The following is a 15943-nucleotide window of genomic DNA, read 5'->3' as shown; positions in this document are numbered from 1 at the left end:
CGTTATGTCTGCCAAGAGTGATGATGCACCCAGCGACCTGATCCGCGCCCGGGACGTCGGAGGTTTCGACGTCTGGTCGCTGCCCAGTTTCGACCCCTTCGTGCCCGAGCCCGAGCCGGAGCCGGTGGAAGAACTGCCGGAGATGGAGGAGGTGCCGCTGGAGGAAGTCCAGCCACTGACCCTCGAAGAAGTCGAGAGCATTCGTCAGGAGGCCTACAACGAAGGCTTCGCCATTGGCGAGAAAGAAGGTTTCCACAGCACGACGATCAAGGTTCGCCAGGAAGCCGACGTGGCGCTGACGGCGAAGCTACGTGCGTTGGAATCACTGATGCTCAATCTGTTCGAGCCCATCGCCGAGCAGGACACCCAGATCGAAAAGTCATTGGTCGGGCTGGTGCAGCACATCACCCGCCAAGTGATCCAGCGCGAGCTGGCGATCGATTCGAGCCAGATCGAACACGTCATGCGCGAAGCCCTCAAGCTGCTGCCGCTGGGCGTGGGCAACGTGCGGCTGTACATCAATCCTCAGGACTTCGAACTGGTGAAGGCCCTGCGCGAGCGCCACGAGGAAACCTGGCGCATCGTCGAGGACGAGTCCCTGCTGCCGGGCGGTTGCCGCGTAGAAACCGAGCACAGCCGCATCGACGCGACAATCGAGACGCGCATCAGCCAGATCATGGCGAAACTCTTTGACCAACTGCACGAACAGGCCCTGCATCCGGCTCCGGCCGACCTCAGCCTGGATCTGCCGGACGAACCCAAGGCCGCTGTCATCGTCGATCCGGACGGTGACGAACCGCTTGTTGGCGCAACGGACAGCCGCGATGCGCCTTGAGCGAACCAGCTTTGGCAAGCGCCTGGGCAGCTACGCCGAGGCCACCGAGCTGGCCGGCCAACCGATCCTGGAAGGTCGCCTGCTGCGTATGGTCGGCCTGACCCTTGAGGCGGAAGGCTTGCGTGCCGCCATGGGCAGTCGTTGCCTGGTGATCAACGATGACAGTTATCACCCGGTGCAGGTCGAAGCCGAGGTCATGGGTTTCTCCGGCAGCAAGGTATTCCTGATGCCGGTGGGCAGTGTCGCCGGCATCGCCCCGGGTGCCCGCGTGGTACCGCTGGCCGATACCGGTCGCCTGCCCATGGGCATGAGCATGCTCGGCCGGGTGCTGGATGGCGCTGGACGGGCCCTGGACGGCAAGGGCGGTATGAAGGCTGAAGATTGGGTGCCGATGGATGGCCCGACGATCAACCCGCTCAAGCGCGACCCCATCAGCGTACCGCTGGACGTGGGCATTCGTTGCATCAACGGTTTGTTGACGGTTGGACGCGGCCAGCGCCTGGGCCTGTTCGCCGGTACTGGTGTGGGCAAGAGTGTGCTGCTGGGCATGATGACCCGCTTTACCGAAGCCGACATCATCGTGGTGGGCTTGATCGGCGAGCGGGGTCGCGAGGTGAAGGAATTCATCGAGCACATCCTCGGCGAAGAAGGGCTCAAACGTTCCGTGGTGGTGGCTTCGCCGGCGGACGATGCGCCATTGATGCGCCTGCGTGCCGCCATGTACTGCACGCGTATCGCTGAATATTTCCGCGACAAGGGCAAGAATGTCCTGTTGCTGATGGACTCACTGACCCGTTTCGCCCAGGCCCAGCGGGAAATCGCCCTGGCCATCGGCGAACCTCCGGCGACCAAAGGGTATCCGCCTTCAGTCTTCGCCAAGCTGCCGAAATTGGTGGAACGCGCCGGAAACGCGGAGAAGGGCGGTGGCTCCATCACCGCGTTCTACACCGTGCTGTCCGAGGGCGACGACCAACAGGATCCGATCGCCGACTCGGCCCGTGGTGTGCTCGACGGCCATATCGTATTGTCCCGGCGTCTGGCGGAAGAAGGACATTACCCCGCCATCGACATCGAAGCGTCGATCAGCCGGGTCATGCCATCGGTGATCAGCCCCGAGCACATGAAGCGGGCGCAACAGTTCAAGCAGTACTGGTCCCGTTACCAGCAGAGTCGCGACCTGATCAGCGTAGGTGCCTATGTGCCTGGCGGCGATCGCGAAACCGACACGGCCATCAACCTCTATCCGGCCATGGCGGTGTATCTGCGCCAGGCGCTGAATGACAGCATCGGCATGGGCGCCAGCGAAGCGCACCTGCAAACCATTTTCGCCCCAGTCTCCGGCACGTAACCGATCATGGCCACGAGTCGTGCGGCGCGCCTGGCACCGGTGGTGGACATGGCGGAAAAGGCTGAGAAAACCGCTGTACAGCGGTTGGCGTATTTCCAGGGGCAAGTGGCTGTTGCTGAAAGCAAGCTGGCTGACCTGGAGAATTTTCGTCTGGAATACCAGGAACAGTGGATTGCCCGTGGCAGTCACGGCGTTTCCGGACAGTGGTTGTTGGGTTACCAGGGGTTCCTGGCGCAATTGGGCACCGCCATCGATCAGCAGCGCCAAAGCCTGGTCTGGCACCAGAACAATCTCGAGAAGGCTCGCCAGAGTTGGCAGGAAGCGTTCGCCCGAGTCGAGGGGCTGCGCAAACTGGTACAGCGTTACATCGACGAGGCGCGGCAATTGGAGGATAAGCGTGAGCAGAAACTGCTGGATGAATTGTCCCAGCGCTTGCCGCGCCAGGACCCGTATTGATATTGGCGGTAGAGTTTTGTCGGGCAGGCGATTTGAAACCTTGCTCAGACCTCTACCAGGTGCTAAACCTTGTACACGTATGTCCACGACAAGGAAGTGAATATGTCTGTCGTTACCGAAGTATCTCCTGATGGGCAAAAACTGACGATCTCGATCAAGGGCCGCTTCGATTTTGGCCGGCATCAGGAGTTTCGTGAGTCCTATGAAAAGCTCAACACGAAACCCGAGTCCATCGTGGTGGATCTGAAAGAGGCCACTTACCTAGATAGCTCTGCCTTGGGCATGCTCCTGCTGTTGCGTGACCATGCCGGTGGCGACGAATCGGATATCCGCGTCGTCAACAGCAGCAGCGACGTCAAGAAAATCCTCGCGATTTCCAATTTCGACAAGCTGTTCGATATCAGTTGATCGCCATGCAATCGTCGCCGGAGCCGCTGACGATCCTGATTGCCGAAGACAGCGCCGCGGACCGACTGCTGTTGTCGACCATTGTCCGTCGCCAGGGGCACCACGTGCTCACCGCCGCCGATGGCGCCGAGGCGGTCGACGTCTATCTGGAGCAGCGTCCTCATCTTGTGCTGATGGACGCGATGATGCCGGTCATGGATGGCTTCGAAGCGGCGCAAAAAATCAAGCAATTGGCCGGGGATCAGTTGGTCCCGATCATTTTCCTCACCTCATTGACCGAAAGCGAAGGGCTCGCCCGATGCCTTGAGGCCGGTGGGGATGACTTCCTGGCGAAACCCTATAACCAAGTCATCCTGGCTGCGAAAATCAAGGCCATGGACCGCTTGCGTCGGTTGCAGGCCACGGTGGTCGAGCAGCGCGACCAGATCGCCCGACACCACGATTACCTTCTCAATGAGCAGCGGGTCGCCAAGGCCGTGTTCGACAAGATTGCCCACTCCGGTTGCCTGAGCGCGCCGAATATCCGTTATCTGCAATCACCTTATGCCTTGTTCAACGGCGACTTGCTGCTGGCCGCGTTCAACCCGGCCGGCGACATGCATATCCTGCTCGGCGATTTTACCGGGCACGGCCTGCCGGCGGCGGTCGGCGCGATGCCGCTGGCGGAAGTGTTCTACGGGATGACTGCCAAAGGTTATGGCCTGGCGCAGATCCTGCGGGAGATGAATGCCAAGCTCAAGCGCATCCTGCCGGTGGATATGTTCTGTTGCGCGACGCTGTTAAGCATGAGTTTCCAGCGCTGCACCGTCGAGGTCTGGAATGGCGGCATGCCTGACGGGTATCTGCACGACAGCCTCAGTGGCGTGCGCACGCCGTTGCCGGCGCGGCACTTGCCGCTGGGTGTGCTGACGCCCCAGTTGTTCGACGATCGCACCGAGGTCCACTCGCTGTCGGTGGGTGATCGGGTCTTCCTGTTGTCCGACGGAGTGATAGAAACCAGCGACCACGATGATCAACCGTTTGGCGTGGAGCGGTTGCAGCAGGTGTTCTCGGCCAACCGCGAACCCGACCGTCTCTTCGAGGATATCCAGCAAGCCTTGCGGGATTTTCGCGGTGAGGCCCGTGATGACTTCAGCATGGTCGAGGTGCGGCTGGTCGCGCCGACGCAACTCAACCCGCCGCCACCGGTCTATTCCGATAGTGGCCAGTCCAGCCCGCTGGATTGGTCGTTGAGTTTCGAATTCCGCGCGCAAACACTCAAGCGCTTCAACCCGATGCCTTACCTGCTGCAATTATTGTTGGAGGTCCACGGGCTAAGGGCGCAGAGTGGAGCACTATACAACGTGTTGTCGGAGCTTTATTCCAACGCCCTGGAACACGGGGTGCTGGGGCTCGACTCCAGCCTGAAGCGTGATGCGACCGGTTTTGCTCGTTACTATCAGGAGCGCGGCGCGCGTCTGGACAAGCTGGACGATGGTCACGTGCGGGTGCATCTGCACGTCACGCCCCAGGGCGACGGTGGCAGACTAATCATTGAAGTCGAAGACAGCGGAAAGGGCTTCGATGTCGCCAAGGTGTTGGCGCGGCCGCTGGACCGGGATCGATTGTCTGGGCGCGGCGTGAGCCTGGTGCGCCAACTCTGTCATCAGGCCTCCTGGTCCGACGATGGTCGTAGTGCGCGCGTGGAGTTTTTCTGGGAGGCTCTGTCATAATCGGGGCCATTCTTGATCAGGGAGCGAACAAGTGAACGAAGTTCATCTGGATCTCGACGTGCTGAGCACGTTGAAGGAAGTCATGGAGGACGGGTATCCGGAGCTGTTGGATACTTTCCTCAAGGATTCCGAAGCCCGCCTTCGTGTACTGCACGAGGCGAGGGACGCGCAAATGCTCAGTGCTACTGCCCATAGCTTCAAGGGCAGCAGCAGCAACATGGGCGCCATTCGCCTGGCCGAGCTGTGTGGTGAGCTGGAGCAGCGTGCCAAGGAGCCGTCGCTGCACGGTATCGAGAGCCTGGTCAATGAAATCGATAGCGAATTCGCTCACGTTCGTACGCTTTGTCGAGAAGAGCGCGAAAGCTTTCACTGCTGAAGCATCCCGTTTGCTTCATTGGCCCGTCCCTTGCATTGCCCTGTCTCAACTGCATCTATGATTCCAGTGCAGCGGAGACCATCTTATGCCCGTTACACCCAACACACTGCTCCAGGCCACCGCCCAGGCCAAGCCGCAGGCCGCCGTCAATCCACTGGCAGCAGGTCCGGACGCCGAGAACAGAGCCTCCAGCTTCGCCCAGGTCTTCGCCAAGCAGGCACCCGTCAAATCACCGGCGGTGCCTGAGCCATCGGCAAAACCGGTGCGCGACAAGACCGCCGACAATGTCGCCAAGAAGGACGCGGGCAGCGATACTGCCGCTCCGGAGCCGGCGGTTGCCGATAGCGGCAAACCCTTGCCCGCCGACAAGCCGACCACTGCCGGCAGCAAGACGGCGGATGATGCCGACAGCGATGCGCCAGAAACGCCCGTAGCGGATGCCGCGCCTGTCGATCCGACGCTGGACCCTGCGTTGTTGCCGGGCACCGTTATTCCAGAGGGCGTCGCTGAGGCGCAGCCTGCTCCCGTGGTGCCTACGATCGAGGCCCAAGTCACTGCGGCGGTAGCGGCTCCCGTTGCTCCGAGTGTGGCGGCCAATGCCTCGGCGCCGGTGACGGACCCGGAGTTCGACCCGCAGGCCGATCCGCTCGACGCACTACCGGCGTTGCGGTTGGCGATGGAGCAGAGCGGCCACGTGTCCGCTTCCAGCCAGGCGCAGTCCAAGACCGCTGCGCCGGCGTCTCTCGATGGTGAGCCGACTTCGGCCCAGACGTTCGCCGCCGGTATGGCGAGCATGCTCACCGTGCAAGCCGACCAGGACAGCACCGGTGCCGGCAGCCAGGGGGGTGACAAGGCGTTCAGTGGCCTGATCAGCGAAGGCCTCAAGGATCTGACGGCCGCTTCCAGCGATACGCGCGTGGATGACTTTGCCAACCGCCTGGCGGCACTGACCCAGGCCGCCACACCGAAAACCGCCAACGCGGTGCCGGTCAATCAGCCCATCGCCATGAACCAGGGCGGCTGGACCGAGGAGGTGGTCAACCGGGTGATGTACTTGTCGAGCGCCAATCTCAAGGCGGCGGACATCCAGTTGCAACCGGCCGAGCTCGGACGCCTGGATATTCGGGTGAACATGATTCCAGACCAGCAGACCCAGGTGACCTTCATGAGCGCCCACTCAGGCGTGCGCGAAGCCCTTGAGGGCCAGATGCATCGTCTGCGTGACAGTTTCGCCCAGCAGGGAATGGGGCAGGTCGACGTCAGCGTGTCGGATCAATCCCGTGGCTCGCAGAACCAGGATCAACAGGCCCAGCAGCAAGCCCAGGCTGGACGCACCACGTCCTCCGGCGGCCGAGTTGACTCGCTGGATGAAGAGGTGCCGGCCAGCGTTGCCGAAGTGGCGGCCAGCACCACCAGCGTCATTGGCACCAGCGCGGTCGATTATTACGCCTGATTCAACGCATTAACCTTGTGGGAGCGAGCTGGCTCGCGATAACGATGGATCAGTCACCTGCAACGGTGGCTGAAAAACCGGCGTCGCGAGCAAGCTCGCTCCCATAATGGTTTAGGGTGTTCTCGAAATTGCGTCGACCATCGTTTCTCTTCTGGCATAACACTTGCTCCAGCCTAGCCATGCAACAGTGAACCCCCGATTAACGACGGATTATTGGCATGGCGAAGAGCGAAGCAGCAGCTGGAAAAGACCCCGCAACCAAAGGCAAACTCAAGATGATCATCCTGATCGTGGTGGGCTTGCTCCTGGCCGTGGGCGTGTCCGTGGGGGCGACCTGGTATTTCATGCACAACGCCCAGAGCAAGCCGGCCGAGGCGGTGGAAGCTGCTCCGGTGGGCAAGCAGCCAGCGGTTTTCGAGCCGATGGCCCCGGCCTTCGTCGCCAACTACACCCAGAACGGTCGTCAGCGCTACATGCAGGTGAGCATTACCTTGCTGGGGCGCAACCAGGCCGACCTGGAAGCGTTGCGTGTACACATGCCGCTGATTCGCAATAATCTGGTGATGCTGTTTTCCGGACAGAGTTTCGACACCCTGGCCACTCCGGTGGGCCAGGAAATGCTGCGTCAGAAAGCCACGGCCAGCGTGCAGGAAGTGGCCCAGAAAGAACTCGGCAAAGTGGTGATCGAACAGTTGCTCTTCACTAACTTCGTATTGCAGTAGGAACACGACATGGCCGTGCAGGACTTGTTGTCCCAGGACGAAATCGACGCGCTGTTGCACGGTGTCGACGACGGCCTGGTGCAGACCGAAAACGCTGCTGAACCGGGCAGCGTCAAAAGCTACGACCTGACCAGCCAGGATCGCATCGTTCGTGGACGCATGCCGACCCTGGAAATGATCAACGAGCGTTTCGCCCGATACACCCGCATCAGTATGTTCAACATGCTGCGCCGCTCGGCCGACGTGGCCGTGGGTGGCGTGCAGGTGATGAAATTCGGCGAATATGTTCATTCGCTGTACGTGCCCACCAGCCTCAATCTGGTGAAGATCAAGCCGCTGCGTGGCACGGCATTGTTCATCCTCGACGCCAAGCTGGTGTTCAAGTTGGTGGACAACTTCTTCGGCGGCGACGGTCGTCACGCCAAGATCGAAGGTCGCGAATTCACACCGACCGAACTGCGTGTCGTGCGCATGGTGCTGGAGCAGGCTTTCGTCGATTTGAAGGAAGCTTGGCAGGCGATCATGGAAGTGAATTTCGAGTACATCAACTCGGAAGTGAACCCGGCGATGGCCAACATCGTCGGCCCAAGCGAAGCCATTGTCGTCTCGACGTTCCACATCGAGCTCGATGGGGGTGGCGGCGACCTGCACGTGACCATGCCGTATTCGATGATCGAGCCGGTGCGTGAAATGCTCGACGCCGGTTTCCAGTCGGACCTCGACGACCAGGACGAGCGTTGGATCAACGCCTTGCGCCAGGACGTGCTGGATGTCGACGTGCCGATCGGCGCGACGGTCGCCCGGCGCCAGCTACGATTGCGGGACATCCTGCACATGCAGCCGGGGGATATCATCCCCGTCGAAATGCCGGAAGACATGATCATGCGCGCCAATGGCGTGCCGGCCTTCAAGGTCAAGATGGGCTCTCACAAAGGCAACCTGGCGTTGCAGGTGATCGAGCCGATCGAACGCCGCTGAGCGGTGTCAACTTCTTAAGTTTTGGTTTTTAACCGATTTTTGCCCGCCGAGGAAACATGATGGCTGACGATATGAATACCCAGGATGACCAGGCGCTGGCCGATGAGTGGGCTGCGGCCCTGGAAGAAACCGGCGATGCCGGGCAGGCAGACATCGATGCATTGCTGGCGGCTGACACAGGCAACCATGGTTCCAACCGCTTGCAAATGGAAGAATTCGGCAGCGTGCCGAAAAGCAACGAACAAGTGACGCTCGACGGTCCCAACCTGGACGTGATCCTCGACATCCCGGTGTCGATCTCCATGGAAGTGGGCAGCACCGACATCAACATCCGCAACTTGCTGCAGCTCAACCAAGGCTCGGTGATCGAGCTGGATCGCCTGGCCGGTGAGCCGCTGGATGTGTTGGTCAACGGCACCCTGATCGCCCATGGCGAAGTGGTTGTGGTCAACGAGAAGTTCGGCATTCGCCTGACGGACGTGATCAGCCCGAGCGAACGCATCAAGAAGCTGCGCTGAATGAAAGGCTTTCTCGCCGCAGCCCTGATGCTGCCGTTCAGTGTTCTGGCAGCCGAGCCGGTGGCCACGGCTGCCGTTGCGCCGGCGAGTGGCAGCGGCATGGCCGGGCAACTGGCGCAACTGGTGCTGGGCCTGCTGGTGGTGCTCGGGTTGATTTTCTTCCTGGCGTGGATGCTGCGACGCGTTCAGCAGGCGGGGCCCGCCGGCAAAGGGCAGGTCATCGACATTGTCGGTTCCCGCGCGCTGGGGCCACGGGATCGGCTGGTGCTGGTGCAGGTCGGCACCGAGCAGATCCTGCTCGGCCTGAGTCCTGGCAGCATCACTGCGCTGCATGTCCTGAAGGAACCGGTGCAGGTGCCGGTCACGGAGCAGGCCACGCCCGAGTTTGCCCAACGGCTCATGGAACTGCTGGGAAAAGACCAAAAGGATAAAAAGTAATGCCGTTGCGCATTCTCTTGGCGTTGGCCCTGATGCTGGCCGCGCCGTTGGCGTTCTCCGCCGACCCGCTGTCGATCCCTGCGATCACCTTGGGCACCAACGCCGAAGGGGCACAGGAATACTCGGTCAGCTTGCAGATCCTGCTGATCATGACCGCGCTGAGTTTCATCCCGGCGTTCGTCATGCTGATGACCAGTTTCACCCGGATCATCATCGTCTTTTCGATCTTGCGCCAGGCCCTTGGCCTGCAACAGACGCCGTCGAACCAGATCCTCACCGGCATGGCGCTGTTCCTGACCATGTTCATCATGGCGCCGGTGTTCGACCGGGTGAACCAGGACGCGCTGCAACCCTATCTGGCGGAAACCCTCAGCGCCCAGGATGCCGTGGCCAGGGCCCAGGTGCCGATCAAGGATTTCATGCTCGCCCAGACCCGCAGCAGCGACCTGGAGCTGTTCATGCGCCTGTCCAAACGCACCGACATTGCCAGCCCCGACCAGGCGCCATTGACCATCCTGGTGCCGGCGTTCGTGACCTCCGAGCTCAAGACCGCCTTCCAGATCGGTTTCATGATATTCATCCCGTTCCTGATCATCGACCTGGTGGTCGCCAGTATCCTCATGGCCATGGGCATGATGATGTTGTCGCCGCTGATCATTTCGCTGCCATTCAAGATCATGCTGTTCGTGCTGGTGGATGGCTGGGCGTTGATCATCGGCACCCTGGCGGGCAGTTTCGGCGGTGTTTAGACCTCTCACGCGGGTAGCACGATATGACGCCTGAAGTAGCGGTAGACCTGTTCCGCGAGGCCCTCTGGCTGACCACCATGATGGTGGCCATCCTGGTGATCCCGAGCCTGCTGGTTGGCTTGCTCGTGGCGATGTTCCAGGCCGCCACGCAGATCAACGAGCAGACCCTGAGTTTCCTGCCGCGCCTGCTGGTGATGCTGGTCACGCTGATCGTCGCCGGCCCCTGGCTGGTGCAAACCTTCATGGAATACATCCTGCAGTTGTACGGCAGTATTCCGCAGTTGATCGGCTGACGATGTCGATGCTCGCGCTGACGGATACCCAGATCAGTACCTGGGTGGCGTCGTTCATCCTGCCGTTGTTTCGTGTCACGGCCGTGCTGATGAGCATGCCGGTCTTCGGCACGACCTTGGTGCCGGGTCGTGTGCGCCTGTATTTCGCCCTGGCGATTACGGTGGTCATCGCCCCCGGGCTGCCGCCCATGCCGCCGGTCAACGCCCTGGACCTCACCGCGTTGATGCTGGTGGCCGAACAGATCCTCATAGGCGCCTTGCTGGGCTTTTCGCTTCAGTTGTTTTTCCAGGCATTCGTGGTGGCCGGGCAAATCATCTCAATCCAGATGGGCATGGCGTTCGCCTCGATGATCGACCCCACCAACGGCGTGAACACTGCCGTTATCGGGCAGTTCCTGACGATGCTGGTGACGTTGCTGTTCCTCGCCATGAACGGGCATCTGGTGGTGTTCGAAGTATTGACGGAGAGCTTCACCACATTGCCGGTAGGCAGCGCGATGCTGGTCAATCATTTCTGGGACATTGCCAGCAAGCTTGGCTGGGTCCTCGGCGCGGCGATGGTACTGGTGTTGCCGGCGATTACCGCGCTGCTGGTGGTCAACATCGCCTTCGGTGTGATGACCCGGGCGGCGCCGCAGTTGAACATCTTTTCCATCGGCTTCCCGCTGACCCTGGTGCTGGGCATGGTGATTTTCTGGGTCAGCCTGGGGGACATTCTCAATCAGTATCAGCCGTTGGCCACCCAGGCCTTGCAGCTGTTACGCGACATGGCACAGGCGCGCTGAACCATGGCCGAGAGCGAAAGCGGTCAGGATAAAACAGAAGACCCCACCGAGAAACGCAAGAAGCAATCCCGGGAAAAGGGCGAGATTGCCCGTTCCAAGGAGCTCAACACCCTGGCGATCATGCTCGCCGGTGCCGGTGGCTTGCTGATTTACGGTGGCGGACTGGCGTTGGATCTGCTGGAAATCATGCGGTTGAATTTTTCCTTGCCTCGCGAGGTATTGCTCACGCCGGGCGCTATGACGCAGTACCTGTTGCATTCGGGCAAGATCGCGATTCTTGCAATGCAACCGGTGCTCATTTTTCTGCTGTTGGCGGCTTTCATCGGCCCGATTTCCCTGGGCGGATGGCTGTTCGCCGCCGGTAGCCTGGCACCGAAGTTCAGCCGGATGAATCCGGCCGCCGGTATCAAGCGCATGTTTTCCACCACGGCGTTGATGGAACTGCTCAAGGCTTTCGGAAAATTTCTTCTGGTGTTGTTCGTCGCGCTGGCGGTGTTGCAGGCCGATATCGACGATCTGCTGCGCATCGCCCATGAGCCGCTGGAGCAAGCCATCATCCATAGCGTGCAGTTGGTCGGCTGGAGCACCTTGTGGATGGCTTGCGGGCTGATCCTCATCGCCGCCATCGACGTGCCGATCCAGCTCTACCAGAGCAAGCAGAAATTGATGATGACCAAGCAGGAGGTGCGCGACGAGTACAAGGACTCGGAGGGCAAGCCGGAGGTCAAGCAGCGGATCCGCCAGTTGCAGCGCGAGGTTTCCCAGCGGCGGATGATGGCGGCGATTCCCGACGCCGACGTGGTCATCACTAACCCGACTCACTATGCCGTCGCGCTCAAGTACGATCCCGACAAGGGCAATGCGCCGGTCCTGCTGGCCAAGGGCAGCGATTTCCTGGCGTTGAAGATTCGCGAGATCGCCGTCGCCAACGAAGTGATGTTGCTCGAATCTCCGGCATTGGCGCGGTCGATCTATTACTCCACCGAGCTTGACCAGGAAATCCCAGGAGGCTTGTACCTCGCCGTCGCCCAGGTGCTGGCCTACGTCTACCAGATCCGCCAGCACCGCGCCGGCAAGGGCAAGCGGCCAGAACCGCTCAAGGACCTGCCCATCCCGCCGGATTTGCGCCGCGATTCCTGAACCAAGGTGCCAAAGCCCCTGTGGGAGCGAGCTTGCTCGCGATAGCGGTCTTCCAGTCAACGCTCGCACAAACTGACCCTCCGCCATCGCGAGCAAGCTCGCTCCCACAGGTCGGCATCCCTTGAAAGCCTCTATTTCAACCTCCCGCAAAAGTTGGAAAGCTTCTTGCAATACCCCGCCTGCGCCCCTTCCGGGCGTCAAAAGTTTGCTTCCAGGAACGGGGAATATTGGTGGATCGCTCTCAGTTACTCAGCACCGCGCGCAGCAACGTCGTAGACCTCAGCAGGGGCAATCTGGGCGTGCCGCTGTTGCTGCTGGTCCTGCTCGCCATGATGATGCTGCCGGTACCGCCGTTCCTGCTGGACGTGTTCTTCACGTTCAACCTCGCCTTGTCGATCGTGGTGCTGCTGGTGTGCGTATACGCCCTGCGCCCATTGGACTTCGCCGTCTTCCCGACCATCCTGCTGGTGGCGACGCTGTTGCGCCTGGCGCTGAACGTGGCGTCCACCCGGGTGGTGATGATTCACGGTCACGAGGGGCACCAGGCCGCCGGTAAGGTGATCCAGGCCTTCGGCGAAGTGGTGATCGGCGGCAACTACGTGGTCGGTATCGTGGTCTTTGCCATCTTGATGATCATTAACTTCGTCGTGGTGACCAAGGGCGCCGGGCGGATTTCCGAGGTGAGCGCGCGTTTCACCCTCGACGCGATGCCTGGCAAGCAGATGGCGATCGACGCCGACCTCAATGCCGGCTTGATCGACCAGAGCCAGGCCAAGCTGCGCCGTCTCGAAGTAGCCCAGGAAGCCGAGTTCTACGGGTCCATGGACGGTGCCAGTAAGTTTGTCCGCGGTGACGCCATCGCCGGCCTGCTGATCCTGTTCATCAACCTGATTGGCGGCATGGCCGTCGGTATCTTCCAGCACGGCATGGCTTTCGGCGACGCCGGCAAGGTCTACGCGTTGCTGACCATCGGTGACGGTTTGGTGGCGCAATTGCCATCACTGTTGTTATCCACAGCGGCGGCGATCATGGTGACCCGTGCTTCGGGCTCCGAAGACATGGGCAAGCAGATCAATCGCCAGATGTTCGCGTCGCCCAAGGCCCTGGCCGTGGCGGCCGGCCTGATGGCGGTGATGGGCCTCGTGCCGGGAATGCCGCACTTTTCTTTCCTGAGCATGGCGGCCTTGGCCGCGGGTGGCGCGTACCTGTTCTGGAAGAAGCAGAACGTGCAGAAGGTCCAGGCACTGGAAGAGGTCAAGCGCCAGCAGGAACTGCTGCCGTCGCCAGCGCGTGCCATGGAAACCAAGGAATTGGGTTGGGATGACGTGACGCCGATCGACATGATCGGCCTGGAAGTCGGCTACCGCTTGATTCCATTGGTCGATCGCAACCAGGGCGGCCAATTGCTGGCGCGGATCAAGGGCGTGCGCAAGAAGCTGTCCCAGGATCTGGGCTTCCTCATGCCCACCGTCCACATTCGCGACAACCTCGACCTGGCGCCGAGCGCCTATCGCCTGACGCTCATGGGCGTGATCCTGGCGGAAGCCGAGATCTACCCGGACCGCGAGCTGGCGATCAACCCAGGGCAGGTCTACGGTTCGCTCAACGGCATTACCGCCAAGGATCCGGCTTTCGGCCTGGAAGCGGTGTGGATCGAAATCAGCCAGCGGGCCCAGGCCCAGTCCCTCGGTTATACCGTGGTGGACGCGAGCACGGTCGTGGCGACCCACTTGAACCAGATTCTCTACAAGCATTCCAGCGAGCTGATCGGTCACGAAGAAGTCCAGCAACTGCTGCAAGTACTGGCCAAAGGCTCGCCGAAACTGGCTGAAGAATTGGTGCCGGGCGTGGTTTCGTTGTCCCAATTGCTCAAGGTGTTGCAGGCGCTGCTAGCCGAACAGGTTCCGGTGCGCGACATACGCAGCATTGCCGAAGCGATCGCCAACAACGCTTCGAAGAGTCAAGATACCGCCGCTCTGGTGGCTGCGGTGCGGGTCGGCGTATCCCGCGCAATCGTCCAAAGCATTGTAGGCACTGAGTCTGAGCTGCCTGTGATCACTCTGGAACCAAGGTTGGAACAGATATTGCTCAATAGTCTGCAGAAGGCAGGACAAGGCTCGGAAGAGGGTGTTCTGCTGGAGCCAAGCATGGCCGAGAAGCTGCAGCGTTCGCTGATCGAAGCAGCCCAGCGGCAAGAGATGCAAGGCCAACCGGTGATCCTGCTGGTGGCCGGTCCGATTCGCGCGATGCTTTCGCGGTTCGGGCGCCTCGCGGTCCCGGGGCTGCATGTGCTGGCGTACCAGGAAATACCGGACAACAAGCAAGTGACCATCGTTGCGACAGTAGGGCCCAACGGCTGAGGTAGTGGTTTATGCAAGTGAAGCGTTTTTTCGCCGCCGATATGCGTCAGGCCATGAAACTGGTTCGTGACGAGCTGGGCGCTGAAGCAGCCATCATCGGCAACCGTCGTATCGCCGGCGGTGTCGAGCTGACGGCAGCCCTGGACTACAAATTGTCGGCGCTGGCCCCTCGCGTTCCGAACATGGAGCTCGAGGACGAGCTGCGCAAGACTCAGTCGCGCATCGCCAGCGCCCAGGCCGAGTTGAGCCTGCGCAGCAGCGAAGGCTCGGCCAGCGCGGGCACCAATCGTCAATTGTTCGCCGGCCAGCCACTGACCGCAGGCCTGCCGCTGACCGCTGCCGAACCGCTGATCGAGCCGACGCCGGCCGAACCGCGTCGTCCGGCACCGGCACCCGTTGCCGCAGCCGCGGGCGTTGATCCCCGTGCCCTGGACTCGATGCGCTTCGAACTCAACAGCCTGCGCGAGCTGATGGAAGTCCAGCTCGGCTCGCTGGCCTGGAACCAACTGCAAGGCAGCCGTCCGGCCCAGGCCAACCTGTGGCGTCGCCTGCAACGCATTGGCCTGTCCGGCCCGCTGGCGCGCGACCTGCTGGCATTGATCAGCGACATCGACGAGCCTCGCCAGGCCTGGCGCATGCTGCTGGCGCACCTGGCGCGGATGATCGCCACGCCGGAAGTCGAGCCACTGGAAGAGGGCGGAGTAATCGCCATGGTCGGCCCGGCCGGCATGGGCAAGACCACCACTCTGGCCAAGCTCGCGGCCCGTTATGTACTCAAGTACGGCGCCCAGAGTATCGCCCTGGTGAGCATGGACAGTTTCCGCATCGGTGCCCAGGAGCAACTCAAGACCTTGGGCCGGATCCTCAATGTGTCGGTGACCCATGTGGATCCGGGCCAATCCCTGGCCCAGGCGCTGGAACCGCTGATGCGCAAGCGCGTCGTACTGATCGACACCGCCGGCCTGCAAGCCAGCGATCCGGCCCTGCGCATGCAGCTGGAAAGCCTGGCCGGGCGTGGCATCAAGTCAAAAAATTATCTCGTGTTGGCAACCACCAGCCAGAAACAGGTTCTAACCGCCGCATACCACAGTTACAAACGCTGCGGGCTGGCCGGCTGCATCCTGACTAAGCTGGACGAAACGGCAAGCCTGGGCGAGGTGTTGAGCCTGGCGATCGGTCATGAACTACCGGTGGCCTACCTGACCGACGGGCCGCGGATCCCGGATGATTTGCATCTGCCGCGCCGTCATCAACTGGTCAGTCGTGCCGTGAGTGTGCAAATGCAGGAAGAACCCAGCGAAGAAGCCATGGCTGACATGTTCGCTGATATCTACCACAGCCCGACCAAGCAGGTTGGCTGAGGTATTCATGA

Annotated in this window: 17 protein-coding genes; all 17 read left to right on the top strand. The window is 61.2% G+C overall.

Features of this window, described 5'->3' with window-relative positions; translation table 11 throughout:
* Window positions 1-4 precede the first annotated feature (4 nt).
* A complete protein-coding gene (fliH, locus tag J3Q04_RS17680; RefSeq protein ID WP_434610273.1) occupies window positions 5-835 on the top strand; it encodes a flagellar assembly protein FliH in 831 nt (276 codons plus the stop codon).
* Complete coding sequence (gene fliI / locus J3Q04_RS17675; protein WP_420767378.1) at window positions 825-2183, top strand: flagellar protein export ATPase FliI; 1359 nt, start codon at window positions 825-827, stop codon at window positions 2181-2183. Before fliH ends, fliI begins: the two co-directional genes overlap by 11 nt.
* Before the next feature lie 6 nt (window positions 2184-2189).
* Entirely contained in the window at window positions 2190-2639 is a 450-nt protein-coding gene (gene fliJ / locus J3Q04_RS17670) for a flagellar export protein FliJ (protein ID WP_003184033.1), read from the top strand.
* Between the two features lie 102 nt (window positions 2640-2741).
* Window positions 2742-3047: an STAS domain-containing protein gene (locus J3Q04_RS17665; RefSeq protein ID WP_258648063.1), complete on the top strand. Its 306-nt coding sequence runs from the start codon at window positions 2742-2744 to the stop codon at window positions 3045-3047.
* 5 nt (window positions 3048-3052) lie between these two features.
* Window positions 3053-4759, top strand: a complete 1707-nt coding sequence (locus J3Q04_RS17660) for an ATP-binding SpoIIE family protein phosphatase (protein WP_434610276.1) — start codon at window positions 3053-3055, stop codon at window positions 4757-4759.
* Between the two features lie 31 nt (window positions 4760-4790).
* Window positions 4791-5135: an Hpt domain-containing protein gene (locus J3Q04_RS17655; protein WP_434610278.1), complete on the top strand. Its 345-nt coding sequence runs from the start codon at window positions 4791-4793 to the stop codon at window positions 5133-5135.
* Window positions 5136-5220: 85 nt separating this feature from the next.
* A complete protein-coding gene (locus J3Q04_RS17650) occupies window positions 5221-6588 on the top strand; it encodes a flagellar hook-length control protein FliK (RefSeq protein ID WP_434610280.1) in 1368 nt (455 codons plus the stop codon).
* Between the two features lie 218 nt (window positions 6589-6806).
* Window positions 6807-7310 (top strand): flagellar basal body-associated protein FliL, encoded by a 504-nt coding sequence (gene fliL / locus J3Q04_RS17645; RefSeq protein WP_434610282.1) that lies wholly within the window; start codon window positions 6807-6809, stop codon window positions 7308-7310.
* A gap of 9 nt (window positions 7311-7319) precedes the next feature.
* Window positions 7320-8288 carry a flagellar motor switch protein FliM gene (gene fliM, locus J3Q04_RS17640; RefSeq protein ID WP_003184019.1) on the top strand — a complete coding sequence of 323 codons (969 nt, stop codon included), beginning with the start codon at window positions 7320-7322 and terminating at the stop codon, window positions 8286-8288.
* Window positions 8289-8347: 59 nt separating this feature from the next.
* Window positions 8348-8806, top strand: a complete 459-nt coding sequence (gene fliN / locus J3Q04_RS17635; RefSeq protein ID WP_420767372.1) for a flagellar motor switch protein FliN — start codon at window positions 8348-8350, stop codon at window positions 8804-8806.
* Window positions 8807-9244 carry a flagellar biosynthetic protein FliO gene (fliO, locus tag J3Q04_RS17630; protein WP_434610286.1) on the top strand — a complete coding sequence of 146 codons (438 nt, stop codon included), beginning with the start codon at window positions 8807-8809 and terminating at the stop codon, window positions 9242-9244. It abuts the gene before it with no gap.
* On the top strand, window positions 9244-9993 hold the full coding sequence (gene fliP / locus J3Q04_RS17625; RefSeq protein WP_420767370.1) for a flagellar type III secretion system pore protein FliP: 750 nt from the start codon (window positions 9244-9246) through the stop codon (window positions 9991-9993). The genes fliO and fliP overlap by 1 nt, the downstream gene beginning before the upstream one ends.
* Before the next feature lie 23 nt (window positions 9994-10016).
* Window positions 10017-10286 carry a flagellar biosynthesis protein FliQ gene (gene fliQ, locus J3Q04_RS17620; RefSeq protein WP_003184009.1) on the top strand — a complete coding sequence of 90 codons (270 nt, stop codon included), beginning with the start codon at window positions 10017-10019 and terminating at the stop codon, window positions 10284-10286.
* Window positions 10287-10288: 2 nt separating this feature from the next.
* On the top strand, window positions 10289-11071 hold the full coding sequence (gene fliR / locus J3Q04_RS17615; protein WP_420767369.1) for a flagellar biosynthetic protein FliR: 783 nt from the start codon (window positions 10289-10291) through the stop codon (window positions 11069-11071).
* A gap of 3 nt (window positions 11072-11074) precedes the next feature.
* Window positions 11075-12211 carry a flagellar biosynthesis protein FlhB gene (flhB, locus tag J3Q04_RS17610; protein WP_434610289.1) on the top strand — a complete coding sequence of 379 codons (1137 nt, stop codon included), beginning with the start codon at window positions 11075-11077 and terminating at the stop codon, window positions 12209-12211.
* Window positions 12212-12441: 230 nt separating this feature from the next.
* The gene (gene flhA, locus J3Q04_RS17605; protein WP_420767367.1) at window positions 12442-14571 is read left to right on the top strand and encodes a flagellar biosynthesis protein FlhA; all 2130 of its coding nucleotides are present in this window, start codon (window positions 12442-12444) and stop codon (window positions 14569-14571) included.
* Between the two features lie 11 nt (window positions 14572-14582).
* Entirely contained in the window at window positions 14583-15932 is a 1350-nt protein-coding gene (flhF, locus tag J3Q04_RS17600) for a flagellar biosynthesis protein FlhF (RefSeq protein ID WP_420767366.1), read from the top strand.
* Window positions 15933-15943: the final 11 nt, after the last annotated feature.

Source organism: Pseudomonas sp. D4-21, assembly GCF_051132125.1.
GTDB lineage: Bacteria > Pseudomonadota > Gammaproteobacteria > Pseudomonadales > Pseudomonadaceae > Aquipseudomonas.
Note: the sequence above shows the minus strand (reverse complement) of the source record. Positions and strands in the feature narration are given on the sequence as shown.